The sequence below is a fragment of the Leptospira kmetyi serovar Malaysia str. Bejo-Iso9 genome (assembly GCF_000243735.2).
GTDB classification, from domain to species: Bacteria; Spirochaetota; Leptospiria; order Leptospirales; family Leptospiraceae; genus Leptospira; species Leptospira kmetyi.
Genome location: NZ_AHMP02000001.1, coordinates 38242 through 63746, shown reverse-complemented (window position 1 = coordinate 63746; position 25505 = coordinate 38242). Strand labels below are relative to the sequence as shown.

The 25505-nt window shown below is 45.7% G+C and carries 24 protein-coding genes; 10 read left to right on the top strand and 14 right to left on the bottom strand.

Annotation, left to right across the window (positions count from 1 at the left end; translation table 11 throughout):
* Positions 1-49: 49 nt before the first annotated feature.
* From LEP1GSC052_RS00335 to LEP1GSC052_RS00315, 5 genes are all read right to left on the bottom strand, one after another.
* Positions 50-595 carry a HAMP domain-containing protein gene (locus tag LEP1GSC052_RS00335; RefSeq protein ID WP_010572489.1) on the bottom strand — a complete coding sequence of 182 codons (546 nt, stop codon included), beginning with the start codon at positions 593-595 and terminating at the stop codon, positions 50-52.
* A 61-nt stretch (positions 596-656) separates the two neighbouring features.
* A complete protein-coding gene (locus LEP1GSC052_RS00330) occupies positions 657-1787 on the bottom strand; it encodes a FecR family protein (protein WP_010572490.1) in 1131 nt (376 codons plus the stop codon).
* Positions 1788-1806: 19 nt separating this feature from the next.
* Positions 1807-2307, bottom strand: a complete 501-nt coding sequence (locus LEP1GSC052_RS00325) for an RNA polymerase sigma factor (RefSeq protein ID WP_010572491.1) — start codon at positions 2305-2307, stop codon at positions 1807-1809.
* 152 nt (positions 2308-2459) lie between these two features.
* Positions 2460-3305 carry a DUF547 domain-containing protein gene (locus LEP1GSC052_RS00320; RefSeq protein WP_010572492.1) on the bottom strand — a complete coding sequence of 282 codons (846 nt, stop codon included), beginning with the start codon at positions 3303-3305 and terminating at the stop codon, positions 2460-2462.
* A gap of 373 nt (positions 3306-3678) precedes the next feature.
* Complete coding sequence (locus tag LEP1GSC052_RS00315; RefSeq protein WP_010572201.1) at positions 3679-4236, bottom strand: DUF1564 domain-containing protein; 558 nt, start codon at positions 4234-4236, stop codon at positions 3679-3681.
* 402 nt (positions 4237-4638) lie between these two features.
* Here LEP1GSC052_RS00315 and LEP1GSC052_RS20630 point away from each other — a divergent pair, with 402 nt between their 5' ends.
* The gene (locus LEP1GSC052_RS20630) at positions 4639-4935 is read left to right on the top strand and encodes a hypothetical protein (protein WP_010572494.1); all 297 of its coding nucleotides are present in this window, start codon (positions 4639-4641) and stop codon (positions 4933-4935) included.
* 98 nt (positions 4936-5033) lie between these two features.
* Here LEP1GSC052_RS20630 and LEP1GSC052_RS00300 read toward each other — a convergent pair whose 3' ends face one another.
* The 4 genes from LEP1GSC052_RS00300 to LEP1GSC052_RS00285 form a co-directional block, all read right to left on the bottom strand.
* A complete protein-coding gene (locus tag LEP1GSC052_RS00300) occupies positions 5034-5315 on the bottom strand; it encodes a TIGR04454 family lipoprotein (RefSeq protein ID WP_010572495.1) in 282 nt (93 codons plus the stop codon).
* Positions 5312-7276, bottom strand: coding sequence for a glycoside hydrolase family 5 protein (locus tag LEP1GSC052_RS00295; protein WP_010572496.1), 1965 nt, complete (start codon positions 7274-7276; stop codon positions 5312-5314). Before LEP1GSC052_RS00295 ends, LEP1GSC052_RS00300 begins: the two co-directional genes overlap by 4 nt.
* A gap of 6 nt (positions 7277-7282) precedes the next feature.
* On the bottom strand, positions 7283-8164 hold the full coding sequence (locus LEP1GSC052_RS00290) for a patatin-like phospholipase family protein (protein ID WP_010572497.1): 882 nt from the start codon (positions 8162-8164) through the stop codon (positions 7283-7285).
* 478 nt (positions 8165-8642) lie between these two features.
* A complete protein-coding gene (locus LEP1GSC052_RS00285; RefSeq protein WP_010572498.1) occupies positions 8643-9854 on the bottom strand; it encodes an MFS transporter in 1212 nt (403 codons plus the stop codon).
* 110 nt (positions 9855-9964) lie between these two features.
* Here LEP1GSC052_RS00285 and LEP1GSC052_RS00280 point away from each other — a divergent pair, with 110 nt between their 5' ends.
* The 5 genes from LEP1GSC052_RS00280 (at position 9965) to LEP1GSC052_RS00260 (ending at position 15172) form a co-directional block, all read left to right on the top strand.
* Positions 9965-11242 (top strand): acetyl-CoA hydrolase/transferase family protein, encoded by a 1278-nt coding sequence (locus LEP1GSC052_RS00280; RefSeq protein WP_010572499.1) that lies wholly within the window; start codon positions 9965-9967, stop codon positions 11240-11242.
* A 188-nt stretch (positions 11243-11430) separates the two neighbouring features.
* On the top strand, positions 11431-12240 hold the full coding sequence (locus LEP1GSC052_RS00275) for a UDP-2,3-diacylglucosamine diphosphatase (protein ID WP_020985398.1): 810 nt from the start codon (positions 11431-11433) through the stop codon (positions 12238-12240).
* A gap of 47 nt (positions 12241-12287) precedes the next feature.
* A complete protein-coding gene (locus LEP1GSC052_RS00270; protein ID WP_010572501.1) occupies positions 12288-13910 on the top strand; it encodes an FMN-binding glutamate synthase family protein in 1623 nt (540 codons plus the stop codon).
* Between the two features lie 102 nt (positions 13911-14012).
* Complete coding sequence (locus tag LEP1GSC052_RS00265) at positions 14013-14738, top strand: Yip1 family protein (protein ID WP_010572502.1); 726 nt, start codon at positions 14013-14015, stop codon at positions 14736-14738.
* A gap of 2 nt (positions 14739-14740) precedes the next feature.
* Complete coding sequence (locus tag LEP1GSC052_RS00260; RefSeq protein ID WP_010572503.1) at positions 14741-15172, top strand: acyl-CoA thioesterase; 432 nt, start codon at positions 14741-14743, stop codon at positions 15170-15172.
* A gap of 5 nt (positions 15173-15177) precedes the next feature.
* On the opposite strand, the gene LEP1GSC052_RS00255 is transcribed toward LEP1GSC052_RS00260, so the two are convergent.
* Both LEP1GSC052_RS00255 and LEP1GSC052_RS00250 read right to left on the bottom strand, forming a co-directional pair.
* Positions 15178-16083 (bottom strand): hypothetical protein, encoded by a 906-nt coding sequence (locus LEP1GSC052_RS00255; RefSeq protein ID WP_010572504.1) that lies wholly within the window; start codon positions 16081-16083, stop codon positions 15178-15180.
* A 7-nt stretch (positions 16084-16090) separates the two neighbouring features.
* A complete protein-coding gene (locus LEP1GSC052_RS00250; RefSeq protein ID WP_010572505.1) occupies positions 16091-17713 on the bottom strand; it encodes an aldehyde dehydrogenase family protein in 1623 nt (540 codons plus the stop codon).
* A gap of 195 nt (positions 17714-17908) precedes the next feature.
* On the opposite strand from LEP1GSC052_RS00250, the gene LEP1GSC052_RS00245 reads away from it, so the two are divergent.
* The 4 genes from LEP1GSC052_RS00245 to LEP1GSC052_RS00230 all read left to right on the top strand — a co-directional run bounded on the left by LEP1GSC052_RS00245 (position 17909) and on the right by LEP1GSC052_RS00230 (position 23503).
* Positions 17909-18268 (top strand): LB_289 family protein, encoded by a 360-nt coding sequence (locus tag LEP1GSC052_RS00245; protein ID WP_010572506.1) that lies wholly within the window; start codon positions 17909-17911, stop codon positions 18266-18268.
* A gap of 155 nt (positions 18269-18423) precedes the next feature.
* Positions 18424-20037, top strand: coding sequence for a phytoene desaturase family protein (locus tag LEP1GSC052_RS00240; RefSeq protein ID WP_010572507.1), 1614 nt, complete (start codon positions 18424-18426; stop codon positions 20035-20037).
* Between the two features lie 259 nt (positions 20038-20296).
* Complete coding sequence (locus LEP1GSC052_RS00235) at positions 20297-20848, top strand: PadR family transcriptional regulator (protein ID WP_020985363.1); 552 nt, start codon at positions 20297-20299, stop codon at positions 20846-20848.
* 102 nt (positions 20849-20950) lie between these two features.
* Positions 20951-23503 carry a histidine kinase N-terminal 7TM domain-containing protein gene (locus LEP1GSC052_RS00230; RefSeq protein ID WP_123180545.1) on the top strand — a complete coding sequence of 851 codons (2553 nt, stop codon included), beginning with the start codon at positions 20951-20953 and terminating at the stop codon, positions 23501-23503.
* Between the two features lie 3 nt (positions 23504-23506).
* On the opposite strand, the gene LEP1GSC052_RS00225 is transcribed toward LEP1GSC052_RS00230, so the two are convergent.
* Genes LEP1GSC052_RS00225 through LEP1GSC052_RS00215 form a run of 3 tightly spaced genes read right to left on the bottom strand, consistent with a single transcriptional unit; the run spans position 23507 to position 25499 of the window.
* A complete protein-coding gene (locus LEP1GSC052_RS00225) occupies positions 23507-24205 on the bottom strand; it encodes an SDR family oxidoreductase (protein ID WP_010572510.1) in 699 nt (232 codons plus the stop codon).
* Positions 24206-24217: 12 nt separating this feature from the next.
* Positions 24218-24964, bottom strand: coding sequence for a methylthioribulose 1-phosphate dehydratase (mtnB, locus tag LEP1GSC052_RS00220; protein WP_010572511.1), 747 nt, complete (start codon positions 24962-24964; stop codon positions 24218-24220).
* 1 nt (position 24965) lies between these two features.
* On the bottom strand, positions 24966-25499 hold the full coding sequence (locus tag LEP1GSC052_RS00215) for a 1,2-dihydroxy-3-keto-5-methylthiopentene dioxygenase (RefSeq protein WP_010572512.1): 534 nt from the start codon (positions 25497-25499) through the stop codon (positions 24966-24968).
* Positions 25500-25505: the final 6 nt, after the last annotated feature.

The window sequence follows — 25505 nt, the reverse complement described above, 5'->3', positions numbered from 1 at the left end:
GCTTTGGAAAAAAATCCACAATTAATTTCCAAAACGGGAACGAAAGAATTCAGCTCTTATGGTTGTTGATTCTTTTTTCTATGACTTGATTCAAAAGATCAGCGAGTTCTTGAAACTCGTCGCCTTTTCGGATTTTGATTTTTTTAACGGGTTCGTCGCCGTTCGCTAATTTTCTAAGATGATTTTTGATGTTATAAACCGGACCGGCCATCTTATGAGAATAGATCACCGTAAAGATCGCGGTCATTCCTAAAAACAAACCGGACAAAAGAAGAATTCCATTCACTTGGATCGTAAACATGTCGAGTCTGTGATCGTAATCCGGCAGAAAGATTTCCCGTTCCACGAACTTTTCCTTTTCGACTCCGTTCTGTTCTTCGAATCCCTTTTGATATACTTTGACCGGATCGTTTCTCAAACGAAAAACGACTCCCTTATCGAACTTCGTGTAGTTCAACCAATAGAGAAATCCGACCGTGAGCAATAAGCCGAAAACGATGAGTAAGGAATAATTCAATAAGAACTTGAGTTGAAAGTCCCGGTCGATGATATAATTGCTGAAGATTCTTTTTTTACCGGGGTCGTCTTGTGTCATGCAGGGTCCTCGAGGACTAAATTTCCCGATTTACCGGCCGACTGTCAAAGAGAATTTGCCCTCAGTGGAGTTGAATCACCTCGGAGACGGCTTCCCTTTGAATGGTGATTTCCTTTTCCAGGGTTTGAACATACATCGCGTTTTCGTCCATATCCACGATGACGCCTTCGATCGTCTTTCCATCCGTAAGAACGATTTTTTCCATTCTTTGAAACTCCGTTAGGAGTTCTTGTTTGCTAGAATAAGCCCGGTTTTTGTCCCTGGGAATACTTTCGATCGGGAGCTTTTCGAACTCAAGACCGAGACGGTCCTTTTCCGAATCGTTCAAACGGCTCCGAACAAAACCTTTTTGGTTTACGAAAATTCCCTGGTTCGGCTCGAGAACCTGTTCTCCTTCCGGAGCGGTTTTTTGAGATTCTTCTCGAGCGCTGATCGCGACGCGACCTTCCAAAACTCGGACTCGAGTTCCTTCACCCGGAACATTTTGAAAACTAAAACTCGTGCCCCGAACCTCGGCGCTTACGTTTTCGGAACGGACGATGAATTCTTCTTTTTTAAGATTCTTATGAATGTGAGCGAGCAGTTCGCCTTTTTCAAGATCGATTCCGATTTTATAATGTGTGGAAAGATCGATCCATCGGAAAGAAACTTCCGAATCCGAAAGGATTCGTACAGCGATACCGTCCGAAACTTTCAAATTGAGAATCGCGTTCGGTCCCGTTACGACTCTTTGGCCTTCTTGGATTCGAACTCCGGGTTTTAAAAGAATTTTGTCTTTCGGATCGGAGGAAGTAAGATAGGCTTCCCCTTCCACCTGGGAAATTTCCACTCCGCCCTTTTCGACGCCGAGAGGAGTTTGGTTTTTAAGAATAGAATAATATCCTAATGTTACCGCGAGCAGAAAAATCGCCGCGGCGGAAAGACCGATCGCCAATCGATTCTTTCTAAAATCGGAGAAAAAAAGAACTTTGGAGGATTCTCTCTTTGGGTTGTCGGAGCTTCGAGTTTTGTCGTCGGGGGAAAGTGCGCGGGCATAAAGAGACTCGAAGTCGCTCGCCTTGGGTGAATATTCGACCCAGGAATTGCCTAGACCTTTGGCCAGCCATTCCACAGAAGGACTTAAATCGTTCTGCTTCCCATCCAGCAGAATTTCTTGAATCTTCTTTTCCCTTTCCATTCCCGATTCTTCCATTTTTATCTATAACTCTTAATCAGGGTTTCAAATTCTTTTTTTCGGCGATCTCGGTCACTTTCGCAGTCGCTTTTACGATCAGACGAGAAGCGGTCGAAACCGATATACCCATAATTTCCGCAATCGTCGTCAGATTGTAGTCTTCCATGAACCGAAGAATCAAAGCATATTTCTCGTCTTCTTCCAGTTCGTCCAAACATTCCAGAAGACGTTCTTCCAAATCCTTAAGTTCGGTCTTTCTGACGAAGGAAAGCTTTTGTTCCTGAAAGTCCTGCATTTCCGGATTTCCACTTTCTTTTACCGTGGAAAACTTCCGAGAATGATTGATGGATCTGTTTCGAGCGATCGTGTAGAGCAAACGAATCGCTTGTTCTCGATCGATATTCGAATCGGAATATTTCCTGAAAAAATTCAGGAACGTATCCTGCATGAGATCCATCGCGACCTCAGGATTCCCGGAGCTGTATTTATAGAGAAAATCAAAGATTTTTCCACTGTACTCTCGGTAGAGAGCATCCATAAAATCTTTCCGGGTGGTCATTGGAACTAAGTTGAAGATGGGAAACCCGATTTCAAGTAAATTCCTTTGCCGTTCCTTTCCTTCTATCCAGAGTTAACAGAGCGATTTGGGCTTTTTTTCAGGATCGAGGTTTTTTTTCTCGGGGCAAAAGATTATTTCGTTTGATTCAAATTCCAGTCGTAATCGAGATATCGAATCTCCGCATTCGCCGGGACGGGTGAAAGTCCCGAATTGGAATTGTAAAATGAAATCAAACTTCCGCTTTTGCGGGTAAAATCTCCTCCGAACCACTGGAAGATTTTGGAAAGATAAAGAATCTTTTGGGAAGAATCGTATCGGTTGTAGTTTCGATCCGTGAGGAATCGTTTTGAGACATAGATAAGTTGTTCTTCGAGTTTAGGCGCTTGAAAAGATTGTTCGAAAAGCGGCGGACATCCTTTGGACGCGCAGTTGATGGCGAAGTGAATTCTCGGTTCTTGAAAATCCTTCCGCAATTTTTCGTGTTCGATCCAATCCAGATTCTTTTTACTTCCGAGTAAACTGAAGAATTCCAATTTCCACGGTCCCGAAAAAAGTCCTCCGAGTTCCTTGATGCTTTTCAGCGGATAATGATCCAAGATCAATCGGATGGTAAACGCATTGTACGCGTTGATCAAGAAGCTCAGCTTTTCCGAATTGTTAAACGAAGAATATTCCTTTTCGTCGACCGCGCTCAAGATTTGCAGATAGGCATCGAGTCCGCTTTGATTTTTTTTCCAGGTGGAATAATCTACGTTTCCTTCTTTGACGTATTTTTTGAGTTCGTTGTTCCATTGTGTGTGTTTGTGATCGAATGCGTGGATCGGTTCGTTTACATATCCGAACGCGTAGACGTACATCGTCGTTAGGATGAGAAGGAATTTTATAGCCTTGTTGTTGGTCTTGCGGGTTTTGTTGATCGCGTTTGATTGTGGTTGTAGTTTTGGATGGGATTGTTGTGGTCGGTTTCGTTCTTTCATGAGGTTCACTTCTTGTTTTATATGATTGTTTGGCTCGGCATGGGTGTCGGGTGTCGGTCCTGAGAATTTTGTAGTATGTCGCAGTTTCGTTGTTTAGACAATTCTATCGTTTGAGATGAGAGCTCGTATCGTCATAAATTTGGGTTCGTCGAATTTTTGTGAAGGTATGAGAAGGTGCGATTTTTCTCTCGTAGTCGGATCTATCTTGTAATTTTTACGGATCCTATGACTCTTCTTATGTGTAAGTAGGCGCGTTCTTGATGCTCCAATGGAAAAGCTATAAGCGGTGCTGGTTGTCCACGCGGCCCTGCCCGCCGCAATTGGTGAATCGGCTGCGCGTTGCACGTGTCCTCCGTGCGGCCTTGTCTTACGTTTAGATAAATTTGTAAGAATCCGGCGGGAAATAGCTCCTGAAATCCAAATCTTGGGCGTAAATCGGGTTTGGTTCGAACGTGAATTCGCGAGTGATCGTGTTCGAGGCTAAGTCGAGGGTCAGAATATTTCTGTATACGTCGTGGAAGGATGGAGTTCCCACACTCAAGGTTTCAAAGATAGAATCTGCGATCCCTACTTCATCCATCCAAAGCAGATAATTCACAAGAAAACAGCGGGACACCCCGTGAGATGCCGCGAAAGAACCGAGAATTGCACCGAGCGCAGTATCCATTCTTACGTTAAAACGAACCAAACGACCGCAATCCCTTTGATGCATCGTTTTTCCCGGTTTTGGATTCAAACGATGCATCGCAATAATATGTTTCCCGCATCTTCTCAAAAGCCTTCGAATCTTTTCGGGCAGTTGTTTGCGACCTTCCGAACTCAAACGAGCCAAATATTCTTCCGGAATCAAAAACGTTTCAACGCACGAAACACCGTCCACGGAGAGCCTTGTTCTTACCTTTTGATTTTCAGAAAGAATGATTCTCCCCATGTGCGGACGCTCCTCGTTTTTCTAAAACTTCAACCTTTACGGTTCCAAGTTACGTCACCGCGGCAACGAGCAGATCGTAAGCGGGCAAACGCCGCGCACATTGCAACATCAAAGTCGCTTACGATAACTAAGTAAGACAACGGACAAAGGATTCAAGGGGATTGCACCTACATACAACAACAGTCCGACTCAAAACGCGGGAAGTTCCAATCTCAAAAAGCAAAGAAAAACTCAAATTTTATTCTTCTTGGTTCGAGAACGTGTTTCGATAGTAAGAATAAAAGAAAATAAAAGATACGCGCCGGAACTTCGCGAATTCTTGAATTCTTATCCGACAAAAAGAACGACGTAGCCGCGATGCGACGAGCAGCAAAACGCAACTTCAACAATCCGTAAAACCCGATGCAAACAAAAACGATCACGAAAATTCTGCTCACGGTCCTTCTCATCCTACCCATAGGAACCAACTTCTTTCTACAAAGCACCGAGCCCGAAAAAGCGGAAACCAAACCCTTACTCCGCGTATTCCCCTCCTACCGAAAGGAAGAATGCGACTGGGCGATCCGCTGGGACATCTGTTTGAGTTGTATGAAAATCGGAAGAAGATACGCGCAAAGAATTCATTTTTATCCTTCGGGCCCGTACCGAGAACACGGCTGTTATTCGGAAGAAGAAGGATTCTTCTTAATGGATGAATGAATTATAACGAAGAGAAGAGAAAAGAGAGGAAAGAAAGAAAGAAAAAGAATTCAACACCTCGTCATCGAACGACGAACGAGGTGCGAATTGGAAAAATCTTATTTCTTACAAGCCTGGATTGCAGGAATGCTTTTTGCAGATTTAAGACAAGTAAGATCGAATTTTCCGGACATACATTCTTTTTGCAATACCGGAACTAAAGTCGCTTTCATAGTCGCGATGTTTGCAGTGTCTTCCGCTTTTTGTCCGGCAGTAAGATTGGTTAACATTTCTTCTACGATAGGAGCGCATTCTTCAGCAGAATGTTTCGGTCCGCCGCACATTACAGTCAATGAAAGAACTGCAAGAGCGCTTAGGGAAATCATAAGAACTTTTTTCATCTAATCTTCCTCTTTTGAGTATTCGGAACCACTTTAACCCGATCTTGTTCCCTGAAAAGTGATTTTTTGGACGGGAGAATAGTTATTCCATAATGAAGAATTCCTTTTTCTCCCTTAAATTTTAATATTTTGGCGCGAGAATCATATTGATACGTACCGGCGTTCACTAAAACTTCGAATCCGTTTTTATAATGAATTTCCGGTATGAAAATTTCCGTTTCCGGAAACAAATCCCCTTCTTGCCGGAACGAATACTTGAACAAGGATCGTTCCATATCAAAGGACAAAGCCGCGGGTAAACCCTTGGTTCGAATCGGATACGGACGACTGAACGCGCGCACCGCTCTTCCTCCGTCTTCGTCATACGAAGTCGGAGTGTCCATGGAATAGATCGATAGATCTTCCTCGTTCCATCGGTCGCCGAGACTGTGCGTATGATCGGGGGTATAATTCCACAATGCAAGATTTACGAAATTTTTTTCCACAGCCTTCATGACGCGGTCGAGGGCTTTTTCCAAAACTCCGTAATCTTTTTTGAGATACGCGGTTCTCTGATTGATATCCATCGGAATTCCCGTCTCTCCGATAACGGTCGGACAATTTCCCATATTCTTTTCGGACATTTCGCGAATCATTCGAATCGTATCTTCGTAGGCCTTATCTATATTCTCTTTTCCGAATACCGGTTTTTGTTTAAAGATATGAACTCCGAACCAGGGATAATATCGTTTGAGCATGAGCACCGATATATCATACCAATGCGTCGCGTTGACTACGGAACCGTGATTCTTTTTGGGAGATTCTTTCCATTCCAGTTCGAGTCGGGCCGGATCGCTTTCTATAAAAATATGAAAACGGCTTTCCACCTTTTGAACTCGTTCCTTAAACTTTTTGATAAAAGGATGCATGAAGTCGGAATAAAAATCGTATTTTCTTCCGTTCTTTTTGTAGAAGTATTCCGGCTTTAACATCATCGGAGCTCCGTTCGGATCGTAATCCCAAACCCCGTGCGTTCTCCAAATACACTGTTGTCCCCGTTTCCAAAGCGGAACCCCGTTCGGATTCAAACGGACTTTTCCCCAAGGCAAACTCCAGAACCCGAGCATATACGCTTGTTCCGCCGAAACCGCGCGGCCTTCGGAAAGATACATTTCCTTAAACGGAGAAGTTTTGATCACCTTACCGAAACCGAATCCGTCAAATTCTCCTAAATTCTTTTTGCCGATCCACCCGGGAGAAGGTTCGTTTAACGTGTCGAAGCCGATCACGTTTTTATATTTTTTGAGTTTGCGAACGATCTTAAGAACGGAATCGATATAATGATCCTGTAAAAAATCCTGAACGTTTTTTCCTCCGATCTTTGCGTCGGGTGCGAATTCTTTTCCGCCGAAAAAAAGCGAGAACATCGTGGCGGTCGCGTATTTTTGATAATTCAAGGGCCAGGACATTCTTCGGTAGTTTCTACCCTGAAAGTGATGAACGATCGCGGTTTCGGAATCTCGAATCTTGGAGATGTCCATTCCGATTTCGTCCAAGGTCCAACCGGGCGCGCCGTCGCCTCCGGTAAAACGGGACCAAACGTCCTGATGCGGATCGATAAAAAGATAAAGACCTTTTTGTGCGGCGAGCGCGACCATTCTTTCCACGTAGTCTATGTATTCGTTATCGTATTTACCGGGACCTTTGTGTTCGATCGCTTCCCACGTTATGAGAAACCGCAAGAAGTTGAATCCCCATTTCCGAAGCCGATCGAAATGTTCGGCGGCTTGATTCTCTTCCAAAGGACGTCCTACGAACGAAACGTTTCTATGATTAAAAAAAGTTAAGGTTTGATCGAAGTAGGTGGTTCCGTCCGGCTTAGAAGGCATTTTTGCCGAACCGGAAAGATTGACTCCGCGGAGCTGATAGATCGTTCCGTCCTTACCCGCGAAATGTCCGTTTTTAACGAATAACTCTTCCATAATATTCTAATATTCGCCGAACTGAATTCTTGCGTCCTCGTATCCACGGGTGATCAGATAATCCGCCTGAACCTGCGAAAAGTTCAGAATACTTCCGAAACCGAGCGAGGTTCTGGGACCGATCGTACGAATCTTCAACTCGGGACGATCCGCGCTCGGAATCGATAAGAGCGAAGAGAGTTTCGACTTTTTTCCCTTCTTCATTTTTTTCTCGAAGTTCAAATTGGACATCACGGTTTGAAACGAACCGATCAAAGAAAGTTCGAAAACCCGTTCCAAACCTTCTCTTCTTGTCTTCGGCAAACCCATATCGATTCCTCCGACAGGAGACAAAAGAACAACGACGATATCGGTCGCTCCTCGTTCGACCGCGGGAAGAATCGGAGTGTTTGCCATCACTCCTCCGTCCCAATGCGGTTTTCCGTCCACGTATTGCCAAGGGAAAAACATGGGGATCGCGGACGACGCCATCACGTGTTCTATATCGATTTCCTTGTTTCTAAAAAAGACAAGCTCCGCGGTGAGAATGTTGACCGCAGTAATGATGACCTCGATCGGATTCTTTCTCAATTTGCGGAAGTCAAGATGGGAATAAAGCAGATTCTTAAGCGGGGTCGTATCGGTTAACGGCGAATAACTTTTCACGAAGATATCGACCAAGTCGTTCCAGATCGAATAACGCATCACCTTCTTCGCTTCGATGGACTTCCACAACTTCGTGATTTCGGCGGCGTTCATCCCGCAACCCATCGCGGTCGCGGTAATCGCTCCCACGGAAGTACCGCAGATAATGTCCGGCTTAAATTGGATCTCTTCCAAGTAACGAAGAACACCCGCTTGGTAAGCGCCTCGGGCTCCGCCTCCGGATAAGATAAGGGCACGTTTCATTCTACCTGAATCTCAAGGGGTTGGAAAAAAGAGAAGAATTTTCGGTTTGTTCGAAGGGACTTCCAAGGGAAAGAATTTCGGAAAGAGGGAAACCTTCTGAGCGACTGCAACGTTTCGTCGACATCGATCTGTCGGGATCGGAAGCCCGAGAATGACCAGTTCTCGAAACTCAGAAAGGCCAGTGGTCTGATTGTATTGCAATGCCCCGACTACGGCTGTATTGCAAGTGAAACCCGGGCTATTGCTCAGCCACCTCACAGGTCAATTGTTTACAACAACTATCATTCACTAGACCACCTCCTTTTCGTGTGGCCGCAGAATATTCTGTCTCATTAAAATGTCAAGAACAGAGCAATTTTTTTTAGAATTTTCTTTCCAAAGAAGAAAAATCTCTTTCTGCAAGAAAGAAATCGGTTCGGCGTAAGGAGAATCCCCGCGCGCACTTCGTGCGCGCGGTCCACTACAAATACAACCGTTCTTACGAAACGGCCTTCACTCTGGAAATCAAAATGATCGCGATCACGTTAAACCCCATCGCGAGATATCCCGCAACGTCGTAGTTTTGATACGGAGAAGTCGGAGTCGCCGCCACGAGAATACTTCCACCGATCGTCGCGCCGAGTCCGGACGCGAGGTTTTGTAAGGCGGAGATCACGGTCATGAATCTTCCCCGATCCCGAGGTTCGGTCGTAGAAGTGATCAAGGCTAAAGCCGGAATCCATCTTCCCGAAACGATCACCATAAAAGCAGTCGTAAGAATCAAAACGTTTACGAGAGAGGTTTGTCCGAGATTGGTCATGATCCAAATCGGAATGAAAGATAACGGAACCAGAATATAGAATACCTTGTGTTTGCCAATCTTGTCCGAAATGATTCCGATCACACGGGAAGAAAAGAAAGTCACAAGACCGCCGAAGAAATAGATCCAAGGAATATTCTCCTTAGGAATTCCCACGTTTCTTTCCATATACGGCGCGATAAACGGAATCACGGTAAAACCCCCGAGAATCACGAACATGATCAGCATATAAGAAGCCATGTATCTTCTATAGGTTAGAATTCGGACAAAGTTCTGAACCGGATTCTCCCCTGCCGATTGAAACGGAGGAATACTCGGTAAATGATAATACATCAAAACCAAAATCGGAAGACTCAACAGAACGATTCCGGCAAAGGACATGTTCCATCCGTAATATTCCGCGATCTTCAAACCCACGGGAATTCCGATCACCGAAGCTACGGAAAAAGCTCCCATGATCGCACCGGTCGCGCGCCCTCTTCTTTCCATCGCGATCACGTCTCCCACGATCGCAAAGATAATGGAACTTAAAATTCCTCCGAAAGCTCCGGAAAGAATTCTCGCTGCCAAAAGAAGATAATACGAATTCGCGACGGCGCAAAACGCGGTTCCTAAAATAAAACCCGCGTATAAAAAAATCGCCGCGGACTTTCGATTGAATCGATCGATAAAAAGCGCGCCTATGATTCCCGCGACGAACGCGCTGTAAGTATATGCGGAAATTAAAAAGGAGAATTCTCTCGGATTGATATGAAACGCTTCCTGAAAATAACTTCCAAGAGGCATCATGATTACGAAGTCGAGAATATGCGTGAACTGAACGGCCGCGAGCACGAAGATCAGCATCGGTTCGGATTTTACATAGATGTTACGAGGGGAATGAGAAGACATATTGGATAGCTTGCGAAATGTCAATTTCCTGTAGATAGAAAAACATTAAAAATGGATTGAACGCTTTATTTCTTTTCCGAGAATCCTTCGAAAAAAGGTTCTGAATTCTTATGAATGATAAATTTATTTCCGCAAATTCGGCTCTTTCGTCCGTCCAAGCGGGTCAAAGGGTTTTTGTTCACAGCGTCGCGGCCGCCCCTTCGCTTTTGATCGAAGCATTAACCGCGCGGGCTCACGAGCTGACTAACGTGGAAATGATTCATCTCCATACCGAAGGAAAAGCTCCTTATGCGGAACCCGGCATGGAAGGAAAGTTTTTTACGAACGCCCTTTTTGTCGCGGCGAACACGCGCAAGGCCGTTGAAGAAGGAAGAGGAGATTATATTCCGATTTTCTTAAGCGAATGTCCGTCCTTGTTTCGAAACGGAATTCTTCCCTTGGACGTAGCGCTCATCCAAGTTTCTCCTCCCGATAAACACGGTTTTTGTTCTCTCGGAGTTTCCGTCGATATCAGCAAGGCCGCCGTCGAAACCGCCAAGGTCGTGATCGCACAAGTCAACGAAAACATGCCCCGTACTCACGGAGACGGAATCATTCACGTAAAACAAATCCGTTCTTTTGTGGAAGGAAATCTTCCTTTGCACGAACACGTTTCCGAAGCTCCGTCCGAAGTCGAACTCGCGATCGGAAAGAACGTAGCTTCTCTCGTCGAAGACGGAGCCACGCTGCAGATGGGAATCGGCGCGATCCCCAATGCGGTTCTAGCGTGTCTAACGTCTCATAAGGACTTGGGAATTCATACGGAGATGTTTTCGGACGGAGTGATGGAACTCGTTCAAAAGGGAATCATCACCGGGATTCATAAGAAAAAACATCCGGGCAAAATCGTTTCCGGTTTCGTGATGGGAACCCGTAAACTCTACGACTTTATCGACGACAATCCGGAAGTCGCGATGCTCGACATCGGTTATATCAACGATCCGCACGTAATCCGAAAAAATCCGAAGGTCACCGCGATCAATTCCGCGGTGGAAGTGGACTTAACCGGACAGGTTTGTGCGGACACGATCGGAACGAGACAGTATTCCGGCGTGGGCGGTCAGATGGATTTTATACGAGGTTCGTCTTTGTCGGAAGGAGGCAAACCCATCATCGCACTTCCCTCTTCCACGGCTAAGGGAGAATCTAGAATCGTTTCCATTCTCAAACCCGGAGCCGACGTCGTCACGACCCGCGCGCACGTTCACTACGTCGTAACCGAATACGGAGTCGCGAACCTTTACGGAAAAAATTTACGGCAAAGAGCCAAGGCCTTGATCGGAATCGCACATCCCGATCACAGAGAAAAACTCGAAAAGGAAGCTCGGGAACGGTTTCAGATTCTTTAAAAAATTTGTATCCTCGTATCTTTCGTATCTATTGCAAAAAATTCTCGCGGTTTCGTTTTCGACGATTTCGCGAACGACCGAACAACCTAAGTTGTAATCGAATTTTATTCTCCCTTGAAAAGAATCGGGGCGGAATCGTTTGACAGCGACGCTCCGATCCGTCAGATTGATTTTGAACCGACTTTCCGATGAAATTTGAAAGGGATAAAGTCTATGAAGGAATTTTTCTTTCGGACGTTCACTACCTTCTCAATAAAAAAATAAAATCCCACAAACACAAGGAACTGTTCCAGTTCCTCGATCATCTCGAAAAAAAGAACGTCCGCTTTCAAACGATCTATCTCGTGGGCGATATCATCGAGAATTGGTTCTTCAGCGCCTCGCGTAAGCTCCGCAGAAGTAAAAAGAAATTCAACAAACTCTTCGATCGATTGGATTCGTTATCGGCGCTCGGCGGAAACAAAATTTATATCGTAGGAAATCACGATTCGACTTCCTATCTGATGAACCTTCCGCCCAAGATCGAAAGATATCTAAAGGAAAGAGATTGGAACGTCTGCGAAAAAACGGAAACCGAAACCCTCATCGCAGTTCACGGCCATCAAGGACAATACAATCGTTTTACTTGGATCGGTTCGATCTTTTTATTACGTTTTTTGCATGCGATCGCTCTTCTCGTTCCGAACCTATTCCGTTTTTCGGAAGCGTTTTATCAAAAACATCTGAACAGACAGGATCCGACTACGACCGAGGAAATTCTCAAATACTACGAACGTCTTTCGAGAATTACACACCAAGGCGATCGGGTTTTGATCTCGGGCCACACGCACGACTTTCTTTGTATTCCCCATCTTAGAATCATCAACACGGGCGATTGGGTGAAAAGTAACAGTTTTGTATTACAAGACGGTTCTCATTTTATCGGAGCGAAGATGAACAAACGGGGAGAATTCTCGAAAGAATTCGTTTACAAACACAAAGAAGATTCCTCCCTTTAGTAAAAATATTTCTTGCGAAACCTTTTCGAAAGGTGCAGAATTGCCGGATGCAAATTCCAAACTTTTCTACGTTCGTGCAGTTCATTTTGGAAAATCCTTGGTCTTCTCTCTTCTACGCTTTGGGAACTTACACTCTCATCGCACTCGTTCACGACATCGTTCAAAGAAGACATGCAATCAAACATAACTTTCCTCTCGTGGGAAGAATCCGTTATCTTTTCGAAACGATAGGACCGGAACTCAGACAATACTGGGTCGCCAACGATAAGGAGGAAATGCCGTTCAATCGAGCGGAACGTTCCTGGGTTTACGCGACGGCGAAAAAACAAAACAACAACTTCGGATTCGGGACGACCGAACTTCTTTACGAAGCGGGTTATCCGATCATCAAACACAGCGCGTTTCCGTTTCCCGAATCGAAAGTAAAACATCTCAAAAACGATTCTTCGATGATCCCATGTTTGAAAGTCATCGGCGAATTTCACAATCGTAAAAAACCGTTTCGTCCACCTTCCGTCGTCAACATCTCCGCGATGTCGTACGGTTCGCTCGGTAAGAATGCGGTTTCCGCTTTGAACAAAGGCGCGATGATGGCGCATTGTTATCAAAACACCGGCGAAGGCGGGATCAGCCCCTATCACCAGTTAGGCGGCGATATCGTTTGGCAGATCGGAACGGGTTATTTCGGGGCGAGAGATGAAAAAGGAAATTTTTCCCTGGATCTTTTCGGTCAAAAGATTCAAGAAAATCCTCAGGTGAGAATGATCGAGATCAAACTCTCCCAAGGCGCCAAACCCGGCAAAGGAGGAATTCTCCCCGGAAAAAAAGTCACCTCTCAGATCGCAGCGATCCGAGGAGTGCCCGCGGGACAAGATTGTGTTTCGCCTAACGCACATTCCGAGTTCGGAACCGTAAGCGAACTCATCGACTTTATCGAAAAACTCCACGCCGCGAGCGGACTTCCGGTCGGAATCAAAAGCGCCATCGGTGAAATTCATTTTTGGAACGAACTCGCGGAAAGAATGAAACAAACCAACAAGGGCCCCGACTTTATCACGATCGACGGCGGAGAAGGAGGAACGGGCGCGGCTCCCCTCGCCTTTGCGGATCACGTTTCTCTTCCGTTTAAGGTCGGTTTTGCGAGAGTCTATCAGATCTTTCAAAAGGAAAAACTCTCCGAAAGAATTGCTTGGATCGGAAGCGGTAAGCTGGGATTTCCCGATCGCGCGATCGTCGCCTTTGCGATGGGTTGCGATCTGATCAACGTCGCCAGAGAAGCGATGATGTCCATCGGTTGTATCCAAGCGCAACGTTGTCATACCGATCATTGTCCGGCCGGAGTCGCGACGCAGAATCGTTGGTTGCAAGCGGGTCTTGATATAGAACTCAAAGCCGAACGAAACGCGAATTACATCAAAGGTTTACGCAGGGAAGTTCTTTCGGTTACGCACGCGGCCGGTTACGAACATCCGCTTCAATTCCGCGGAACCGACATAGAAATCAGCGCGGGACTCAACATCTTCAAGACGTTGGAAACGATTCTCGGATACGAACGGGATCACGTAAACTTTACGAAGATGCTCGATTATACCGATCACACGTATTTGGAAGAATACATGCAAGGAGTCAGCAAAGTCGAACATCCGAACAACGGCAAGACCAAAGCCTGAAACAATTTCGTAACGGACGTAACGAAGAACATTCGAAACCGATCTTCTTTTCGTCTTGCCATCCCGCTTTTACGCAAAAACCTGTGCGAAAGCGGAGATTTCATGTTTCAGTTTTCCTTTATACAAGTCCTCGAAGAAGTTCGAGACGTTTTGATCCGACCCGTTTCTTTTTTCAAAAAACTTTCCGACGCGCCGGAAGAATCCCTTATCTCCTTGTATCTTCGTTGTTTGATCTACATGGGGTTCTTATACGTGATCGCGGTCCTCAGCATGACCGTATTGACTCCGAGCGGATATTCCAATCCTCCTTGGTCGTTTTTGTTTTTGGAAATGCCGCTCGCCTATATTCTCGCGAGTTTGATCGTGTTTCCTACATTAGGACTTCTTTATATGTTTTTCTCCTGGATCTGCGGAGGAGACACGAATTGGAAAAGGAATTTTAGGGCGAGCACCGCGGTTCTCGGAATGTTCTGGAGCGCGTTGTTGCTCCAAAGTTTCGGCGGATTGATTCATCTTTTTGTCGGAATCGGGATCGGAGTCGCGTTCACCGCGTACATTCCGTTTTTATTTTATATCGCATTGACTTCCTATCTCCAGGCTCCCGCAAAAAGAACGGCGATCCTACTCGGCGCGTTCGCTTCGATTCTTTTGTATCTTCAATATTCTAAGATGGATTCCTATATCAGGGATTATCAAATGATCGAAAGTATGAATTCTCAAAAACCGCTTTCTCGAGAAGAGGAAGAACAAGGCGAGAAGGACGCGGCGGAGATCATCCGAAGAGCGATGGAAAAAGCGAAAGCCGAAGGACACGACAGCAAGGAATAAACATGGCAAGAATTCAACTGGAACTCCCGAATAAATTCGTATGGTCCGTCGATTTGGACGTTCGGATCTACGACGTAAATTTTGCGGACCATCTCGCGCACGACCGGGTGATCTCCTTACTTCACGAAGCGAGAGCCCGATTCTTTTTGGAACACAATTACAACGAACTCAACGTGGACGGACTCGGAATCATCATGACGGACATCGCGGTCGTATATAAGGCCGAGGCTTTTTTCAGAGATAAGATTCGCGTGGAAATCACCGCGGGAGATTTCAATCAACGCGGTTGCGATATCTATTATAGAATGACGCACGCGGACGGACCGGCCAACGGCAAGATCATCTGCGAAGCGAAAACGGGAGTGGTCTTTATGGATTACTCGACTCGCAAGTTAGGAACGTTGCCCGAAGGATTCAGAAAGATTTTTCCTTAAACAAATCAGATTTTGATTCCGACGGAGAATTGAAGACTCGGCTCCGTAAACCGATACGAAACGTTCGGACCGGAAAGAATCGTATTTCGAATCTGCACGGCGAGACCGATAAAAACGGACTCGCCGTTCCACTGAATCCCCGAGCCCAACAATAAGGTCCCGTGAAAAAACGGATCGTTGTACATTCCGGTTCGGTAACTTCTGCCGAATCCGAACGCGAACTGAACGAACCAGGAAAATTTTTCCGCATCGAAAAGGTAATACTTCAAACCCGGCAGAAAAGAAACCGTCTCTACCCGAAACGAGTTCGAAGTTCTATAAGGAGAATACCCTTCCGATAACGCGGACAATCCGAGCAGAACCGTAGAATATTCATTTTTTTGAATGTTATCCTGGGCGGCCAAGACCGAACCGGCGACTCTCGGATTGAGGAATACGTTCGAAGAACTGCGAAAATCGAAACGAGAATTCTCCAACCCTAAAGTGATTCCGTATCTGCCCTCGAATCGGGTTTCCACCTGAAGAAATATCGAACGAACTTGGATCGAAAAATTCCCGATCCGATCCGGTTCTCCTTTGCTCGTTTCCCAAAAGGAAATGCCCGTCGAATAGGACATTTGACCGGATCCGGAAGAATTCGATTTTTTCGATCCTTGATTTTTCGGAACGTTCGATGCGGAAGTCGACGATTCCGTTTTCACATCGGCCATAACGATCTTTTTCACCGAACCAGTTGCAATTTTTCTAATATTCCCTGCCTCGTCTTCGACGAGAATCTCCTCGCCTCCCATCGTAACCTTTACGTTTCTAAGAACGCCTCCGTCCTTCAGAAGAACGGTGTCCGCAAACAAAAACGACGGGACGCAGAGAAGATAAAAAACTAAAGCACAGATTCGGTGATAAGACCTCAAACGAAGCTCAAACCTTCCACGAAGTGAACATCTTACCGATCATAAAGACCGTAAGTTTTGTTCCGTTTACGATCAATGAAATCGGATTCTTCGTAAAGTTGAACCGCATCGCCGCGAGAATCGCTTCGTACGAAGTTTTGTTAAACGGATACCACCAAATGTTTCTCTTGGAAGGAATGATATCCCAGTTCACGAGTTTCGGTTGAGTCATCTCGTCGAAACCCAAACCGGAATGGGTTCTACCAAGACCGGATTCTTTCCAACCGCCCCAAGGAGTTTCGGATTGACCGTGCGTATAAAGATGATCGTTGATCGTGGTCGCGCCCGATTCCAACTTACGCGCGATCTTTTTGCCGAGGTTTAGATTTTTCGTCCACACGGAGGAAGTCAAGGCCATGGAAGAATCGTTCGCGAGCGCGATCGCTTCCTCGATCGTTTTAAACTTCATCACGGGAATTACCGGACCGAAATTCTCCTCTTGCATCAGCTCCATCTGATGATTCACGTCGACCATCAAAGTCGCCGGATAAAAGAATCCTTTCGTATTTCCCGTGGGTTGAGATTGAGCGATGATCTTTGCGCCTTGTTTTACCGCGCCGTCTACTTGACGTTTCACCGTGTTGAGTTGTTCTTCCGTCGTCATGGAACCCATATCCACTTCGAAGTTTTGATCCGCGCCGTGACGGATCGCTTTGGTTTTTGCGGCGAGCAAGTTTACGAATTTATCATATACTTTTTCCTGCACATATACGCGTTCCACTCCGCCGCAGGATTGACCCGCGTTTTGATAACCCGCCCAAGCCGCGCCGTTGGCCGCGCGTTCCAGATCCGCGTCGTCCAAGACGATCATAGGATCCTTTCCACCGAGTTCCAAGGACAAGGGAGTTAACGTGGAAGCGGCAGCGGCCATCAATGTTTTTCCGGTAGCGACGGAACCGGTAAAGAAAATCTTATCGATCTTATTCTCGAAGAAGGATTTGGAAACCGCTCCTCCCGAACCGACGATATGATAAAAAAGTCCTTCGGGCAATTCTCCCGCGGCGACGATCTTTTCGATCGCTTGACCCACGAGAATCGTAGCCTGTGCGACCTTCAAAAGAATCGCATTCCCCGCCATAAGACCCATCGCGATTTCACCGAAAGGAATCGACAAAGGATAATTCCAAGGACTGATGATTCCCACCACTCCGAGAGGAACACGATGTAGTTCGTTCTTCTTATTAAAAAATAAGAATGTGGACATCGGAAGTTTTTTCGGTTGAAGATGATGTCTTGCATTCTTCGCATACCAATCCGCGGCTAACGCGGCAGGAAGAACCTCGGTTGCAAGCGCGTCCATTCTCGATTTACCGTTGTCTTTGCTTACGATCTCCGCGAGTTCTTCCGCGTGATCCACGATATAATCTCTCATCTTGAGAAGATGTTTTTTGCGGACCGAAAATTTTCGTTGAGACCATTCTTTCTGAGCCTCTCTCGCTTTTTTGAAAATCTCGGGCATTTTTGCCAGATCCGTGTTCGGAACTTTTCCGATTTCTTCCAGAGTTGCCGGATTTTGGGCGACTTGGAAACCGCTTCCCGTATAATTCCCGTTTGTTTGGCGTTTTGATTCAGCGACTGCACTCGGTGCCATTTAATTTCTCCTATTTTCTCTTCTTTCTATGTTTCCCATAAACCATAACGTTCGTTCTATCCGTCTATAGTACAGAGAGAATGGATTTTATAACAAGCGTTTTTACAACCGGTCTCGGGGGCATCCCGGGAATCTCCTATACATGAAAAGCCCCCGTAAAAAACTGGCTTATCAGCTATACTTGAGGGTTTTTCTATGAAACGCACCGAACTGGAAAGAAGAGAAAGAGACCTCCGCAAGGCAGAAAAAAAGACACAGCTTCAAGAAAAGAGGCTCGCCTCCGGAAAAGGAACTAGCGTTGGAGAATACATCGACGAGTTGTCGGCGCTCTTTCGTTATGACGCGACTGAAATTTTCAACACCGGAGACGATATCGCCGTTTTGGAACTTTTAGAAGACATCCAAGCGAATCTACCGGCAAAACAATGGGAAAACGTTCTTCGCAAGGCGATCAAGAAGACCGGAGTTCAAGAAAAGGAAAAAGCATACAACGAACTCAAGGAACTTATGAACGAGGAAGAATCGGAAACGGCCGAAGAGGAAGTCGGGGTTTAAACCCTGACTTTTTCTTTGTAAACGTAGAATCATCTTAGAATCTTCCCGTTTCTTTCCTCCTCCGATAACCTCTTCCGCTTCGTAAAAAAATTCTTTCCCAAACCTTCGCGTTCCGAACAATCTGACCCGAAACTTTTCGGAGCCGGGAACGCAACATGGATATCAAACAGACTCACTACGACCTGATCGTCATCGGTTCCGGAATCGGAGCCTTAACCGTCGCGTCTTTGATGGCGCAATACCGCGATAAACGCGTCTTAATACTCGAGCAACACTTTAAGGCCGGAGGTTTCACGCACGTATTCAAAAGAGAAGGAAAGTTTCTTTGGGACGTCGGAATCCATTACGTAGGAGATATGGACGAGAATTCCATGCTCCGAAAAATTTTCGATCTTGTAACGCGCAACGAGGTTCAGTGGAACAAGATGCCTCAGATTTTCGAGAAGTTCGTTTATCCGGGATTCACGTTTGGAGAAAACAGCGATCCGGAACAATATCAGAAAGATCTAATATCTTTGTTTCCGGAAGAATCCGAAGCCATCGGAAATTATTTCGAAGACATTCAAAAAGTCGCGAGCTGGCACGGAAGACACATGATGCTCAAGGCGCTTCCTCCGTTTTTGGACAAGTTCGGCCACGCGATCGATCTTCTCGGTTCCAAGTCCGCCCTCGTCACAACGAAGGATTATCTGGATAAGAATTTCAAATCGCAGAAACTCAAAGCCATTCTGGCTTCTCAATGGGGAGACTACGGACTTCCGCCTTCTTTGAGCGCGTTCGCGATCCACGCTTTGATCGTCGCCCATTATTTAAAGGGAGGATATTATCCCGTGGGCGGTTCGGGCGTAATCGCACAATCGATTCAAAAAATCATAGAGGAAAAGGATGGAAGAATTCTTCTTTCGAGAGAAGTTCAAGAAATTCTAATACAGGACGGAACGGCCGTCGGCGTTCGCGTTAAAAATCGAAGAAAGTCCGAGGAAACCAAAGAAGAAGTCATCGAAGAATATACGGCGGACGCTGTCGTTTCCAACGCGGGCGCATACAACACATATACGAAGTTGATTCCTTCGCAGCATCGAATTCCGTTCACCGAAAAACTCAGAACCTTTGCGGACAATTATCCTCTGACCACAAACGTTTCTTTATACATCGGATTCAAAGACGATCCGAAGAAACTCGGATTTCAAGGGGAGAATTATTGGATCTACAGTTCTCTCGATCACGACCGGAATTTTAAGGAAGGAATCAACTGGATCGAAAGCGATCGGATTCCCGGCGCGTATCTTTCCTTTCCGTCTCTGAAGGATCCGCACGCCCACGCGCATACGGCCGAAGTGATTGCGTTCAGCGATTATTCTCCCTTTGCAAAATGGAAGGACCAACCTTGGAAGGAAAAGGACGAAGAATATCAAAAACTGAAAGAGTCCATCAAAGACAGGCTTCTGGATTATATCGAAGAACGTTTTCCCGGATTCAAGGACATGGTCGAATATACGGAAGTTTCCACTCCTCTCACCACGGAACATTTTACGCTTCATAAAAAAGGAACGATCTACGGTCTCCCTTGCGTCCCCGATCGGTTTCGGGAAGAGACCGCTCCTTGGTTCTCTCCCGTAACTCCAATTAAGAATTTATTTCTGACCGGAGCCGACGCCGCGTCACCCGGCATGAGCGGCGCGATGATGGGCGGAATCAGCGCGATCGCACATCTGACCGACGGGCTCAAGATGATCCAGATCTTTCGAGAAGCGGGTAAAAAAAGATAAATCGAATCCGAGGGATCGCTCACATTGAGGATTCTTCCGTTGCTCTTCCAAACGAACTGTTTTTGGCTTCGCAAAAGAACGATAAATAGTGCTTGATCTCTATCTGACAGATAGTATCTAAAAGATATACCTCTCATGCTATAGTTTGAAGGACAGAATTTTTTCCATTCTAGATTCATGACATCGCCGCAAATATTTCCACAGCAATTGTTACCCAAACAACCCAAATATAAAGAAATCAAGGTTTAGAACCGCTTAAATGGCTCGTATCAATAAAACGCGTTATGCGCTCTTGGGCATTTTGGGGCAAGGTCCCAAAAACGCCTATGAAATCAAAAAGACGATCGAACAATCCATCGGTTTCTTCTGGCAGGAAAGTTTCGGACAAATTTATCCGATCCTGAAACAACTCGAAAAGGAAGGTTGTCTGAAATCTTCCAAAGAAAAAAAAGGCTCCGGTCCGGAATCCACGATCTATAAAATCACGCCCAAGGGTAAAAAGGAACTCAAGGAGTGGTTGGAAAAACCGGTCGAAAAGTCCCCCTATCGAAACGAACTTCTTCTCAAACTCTTTTTCGGAAACAACGTGGATAAAGAGGTGTTAATCGGACATCTTCAGGACACAAAAGACGAAGCGAGACGCCTAACTGAAATTTACGAGAACATCCGCAAACTCGTGGAAGATTCGGACAACCCGAAAACGAGCAAGATGTTGAGTCTTGTTACTCTAGACTTCGGAATCGCAACCGCGAAAAGTTTTTTGCAATGGGCCGAGGAATCCAAAACCAAAATAAAAAACTCCGATTTTTAAAACGAATTCGTTTTTCTACTTTTCACTTCGATCCGTTTGTCTTACGCTACAAACGGTTCGAAAGAATTCTTCTTCGTATTAATTTCCTAAGTAATAAAGCCAATGAATCTGCCGCCTCTGCACGAAAACATGGACCTTGTCTGGTCCCCTTTCGCTTTTTACTCCGGATTTTCATTTTCGATTTTCGTAATCAACTTCTACGTAACGTATAAAAACCTGAGGGTTCAGGGAAGCGGAGAATTTCTCTTCGTAATCTGCGGATTCATCGTTTATTCCTTCGGAAGTTTTTTCGAAATTCTTTCCACAAACGAAAGGTGGATCGTGTTCTGGGACGACTTTCAGTTTATCGGAAACGATATCATCGTGATCGGAATTTCCTTTTTTATTCCGAGGATCACTTCGCTTACTGCCGTTTATAGATTTCCGCTCGCCGTTTTGCTCGTTTTGTTTCCGATCGCGAACGAACTGGTCGTTTGGTCCGGTTACGACCCGAGTCTGATTCGCCGGAACATTCAATTTCTTGCAAATACTCCCTGGAAGGCCCTCTCCTACGATTACGGTCCTTGGATGAAGTTGTTCGCATTTTACTATCTTTCTTCGCAAACGATCATCGTCGGAATTTTGATCTGGAAGTTTTTGACCTTAACAGGATTTCGAAAGGCGCAGATGTTTCTTTTGCTTTTGGGAATTCTCTTCCCTTATTTGGGAGGATTGATGACGGTGGCCGGTCTTTTTCCGTTTATCAATCCTCACCTCGACGTTTTTCCGATCACGGGATGTGTCACTTCTTTGGTTTGGGCGTACGGCCTTTTTTATTTTAAGATGATGGATCTCATCCCGGTCGCTCGGGACAAGGTATTCAATCTCATTCAAGACGGAATTCTAATATTAGATAAAAGCAATATAATCCTCGATTACAACGAGGCCGCAATCCGGCTTTTTCTCGGACAACTCGACACGGTAGGAATCACGCTCAAGGAAATTTATCCAGACCTGGATTATCTGATCGAAAAATTCAAACGCAAAGAAATCGATTCCGTACCGGATCTGAGACTTTTTGTAAACGGAGAACTCAGATACTACGAGGTGATTCTCAGAAACTTCGCGACGATTTCGGAACAAAGTGATTTTTGGATTCTCACTTTAAGGAATATCACCGAACGCAAATTAGGCGAAGAACGCGCCATAGAAGAAAAGAATTTTTTGAATATGATTTTGGATTCCACGCGCGTTCTTTTTGTCGCCTTGGACCGCGAGGGAAGAATTCTCCGTTTTAACAAAGCCTGCGAGAACGCGTTCGGATACCGCTCGGACGAGGTAAAAGGCCACGCGTTTTGGGACATCTTCGTGGAACCGCAGAAGAAGGATTCCATCAAAAAAGTTTATCTTAGAATGATCCGCGGAAAATTTCTTCCGAAAACCCAGGAACAATGGATCGGTAAATTCAAAGAACGTAAAGTGATTCAGTGGGAAAACCGCGAGATCAAGGACAAAAACGGACGAACAAACTACATCATCACCGCGGGCGCGGATCTTACCGACGTTTATAACGCAGAAAACGAAATCGCGAATCTGAAATCCGCAAACGAAGAGATCACGAAAAAAAATCAGCTCATCGAGGATCAAAAAAAGGAATTGGAGGAGATCATCGACACTCTCACCAAAACCCAGGCCCAACTCGTTCAAACCGCGAAGCTCGCGGACCTCGGACAACTCGTTTCCGGAATCGCGCACGAGATCAACAATCCGTTAGGCGCCATTCAAGCCTCGAATCAAAACATCCAACATTATACGAGATCGTTCCGAGGAAAATCCAAAGACTACTTCCGCCTTTTGAAAAAACTTCCGCAGAAAATCCGGAATCAGATTTCGGATCTCATCGAAGTCGCGGGAAGTCATTCCGATTTGGTTTTGGGTTTGGAAAGAAGAAAAAGAATCAAGGAAATCCGCGCCAATCTGGAACGGCTCGGGATCGATTCTCCTTCGAACGAACTCTGCGAAGTCGCCTTGGAATCCGGACTCTACGGCAGAGAGGAAGAATACATCGATCTGATCCAACACAAACAGGCGATTCCGATCCTGGAATTGATTACCGATCTTTTAGGTCCGGAGAGAAATTCTCAAACGATCCAAACGGCCGTGGAACGATCCTCCAAAATCCTCTACGCTCTCAAAAGTCTCGCGCATTTCGAAAGTCATAGCGTATTAGAAGATTCTAATTTAAAAGAGAACGTGGAGATCGTTCTCGCGCTGTATCAGAATCTTTTCCGTCACGGCGTCGATCTTTCGGTCGAGTTCGAGGATCTTCCCGAGATTCCCATTTACAGAGACGACCTTCTTCATCTTTGGACGAACCTGATTATGAACGCGGTGCAGGCCATGAACTATTCCGGAAAGTTGAACATCAGCGGCAATCGCGAAAACGGTTATGCGGTGGTGAAGGTGGAGGATTCAGGTCCGGGAATTCCGGATTCGCTTCGGGAAAAAATATTCGATCCGTTTTTTACGACCAAACCTCCCGGAGAAGGAAGCGGCCTCGGTCTCGATATCTGTCTTAAGATCGTCCAAAAACACAACGGAACCATCAGCTACGATTCCAAACCGGGCAAAACCGTGTTTACGGTGAAACTTCCCTTAAAACATCAGAAAAATTGAATATTATAATATTCCCTTTCGCGGTAAAAGACGGATTTCGTCCGGATAAACAGCGTCGGGAAGAGTGGAAAGTGTGGCCAGCCATTTCCCGAAATCGTCGACGGGAATCATATCGTCCTGTTCGAAACCTTCCCTTCCCTTCCAAATGTCCGTATAAACCGCGCCCGGATAAACGGTAATGACTCGGATTCCCTTCGGTTTTAATTCCTCGCGAAGCGCCTTTGCAAAACCGGCGATCGCGTGACGGCTCGCACAATACGCGGTAGAATCCGGAAATCCCTGATAACCCGCGGTGGAAGAAAGATAACACAAAAAAGAACCCGCCTTCAAAAGAGGAAGAATCTCCTTCGTTAGCAGAAAAAGGGAATTCAGATTGAGGACGAAATGTGCATTCCATTCTTCTAATGCGATTTGTTCGACCGGTTTAAAAAGTCCGCTTCCGAACGTAAAATACACGCCCGCCAAAGAAGACGTCTGAGACTTCAGCGTTTTTACGAACTCGAACACCTCGGATTGTCTGGACAGATTGCACTGAAAATTCTTTCCCGATTCGAAATGTGAACCGGTTTCCCAGGGAATTCCCGTTCTGGATATGCCGATCGCGGACTTCCCGAGAACATTCAAATTTTCTAATACGGATTTTCCGATCCCCGAACCGGCCCCGGCGACAAGAATCCGTTGATTTTCTTTTTCGGAAGTCAAAGAATTCTTCCCTTAGGAAAAAGTGGCGGGATAAACGGGAAACTCGGTGGAAAAAACTTCCTGACGATCGATTTCCGTTTGGTTCGTGGGTAGATTTTTGGTTTCTCCAGGATAGGAAAGACTTTTCCACGAAATCATGTATTTGAGTATAAAATCCGTCGCTTCTAGATTCCGATTCGCCTGAACCGTATCCTTTCCCCATACGGTGATCCCGTGTTTTTCTATGATACAAAAAGGTACGGAGGGTTTGTATTCCTTCAGATATTTTTCCAGACAATCGGATATGTCTTGTACATTCTGAAAATTGTATATTACAGGAACGTAAACTTTCGGATTTTCCTCCCAGATTCCGTAGGCTTTCAGGATTTCGACGGAAGGAAGTTCCAAAAGCGCAACCGGCTCGTTTTTGGAAGTGTTCGCGCGGATCAGATTGGATTCCAAGGTATGAACGTGAAGTCCGCATCCGATCCCGTCTAACGCGCGATAGACTGCGCGGTGGATCGAGGTTTCGGCGCTCGGCTTTAAACCTTTTGCAGATCTTGAATTTTTGGAATCGTCGGGTTTGCCCGATTCCAAGTCCACATAGAGAAAATTACGTTTGTTTAATAGGTTTTTGTCCAGGCCGCTTCCGCTGACCCAGAACCCGGATTCTTCCGGAATTCGAACGGAAAGATTCCCGGCGGTTCCGGGCATCCATCCGTTTTTGTGATAGGTGGCTCCCAGTTCCGAGAGCCTTTCCAATTGTTTTTTAACGGACATATCAGTCCAGAGAGTTGGTTTCTTCCACGTAGTTCGGAACCCAGCCGCTCATATCCTGAAAGTAACGAACCGCTTTGATTCTTTTTTTATCGTCCAGATAAAACCAGTGATTTGTGTTTCTCGGAACGGAGATAAAATCGTCCTTTACGACGTGAACCAAAAACTTCTCCCCTTTCAACGCGAAACCGAAAACGCCCGAACCGTCCACGATGTATCTCACTTCCTCGTCGGTGTGATAATGCACTTTGTCGAACTTGGCGAGCATATCGTTCAAACCGGAAACGTTCGGATGTAATACGATCAAATCCCTCGATTGATAACCCTCTTTGGTTTTGAGAGTTTCAAAACGATCGTCCAATTTTTTTAAGAGTTCTTCCTTTTCCGCGTCGACCAACACTTCTTTGTCGGTCAGATTCGTCGCGTTAGACGGAACCACCCAGTGGTCGTAGTCGATTCCTCTTTCTTTGAGAAAGGATTTTACTTCGTTGGTTTCCTGGATCGGCGCCAGACCTTTTTGTCTTACTATCGTTGCCATAGATAA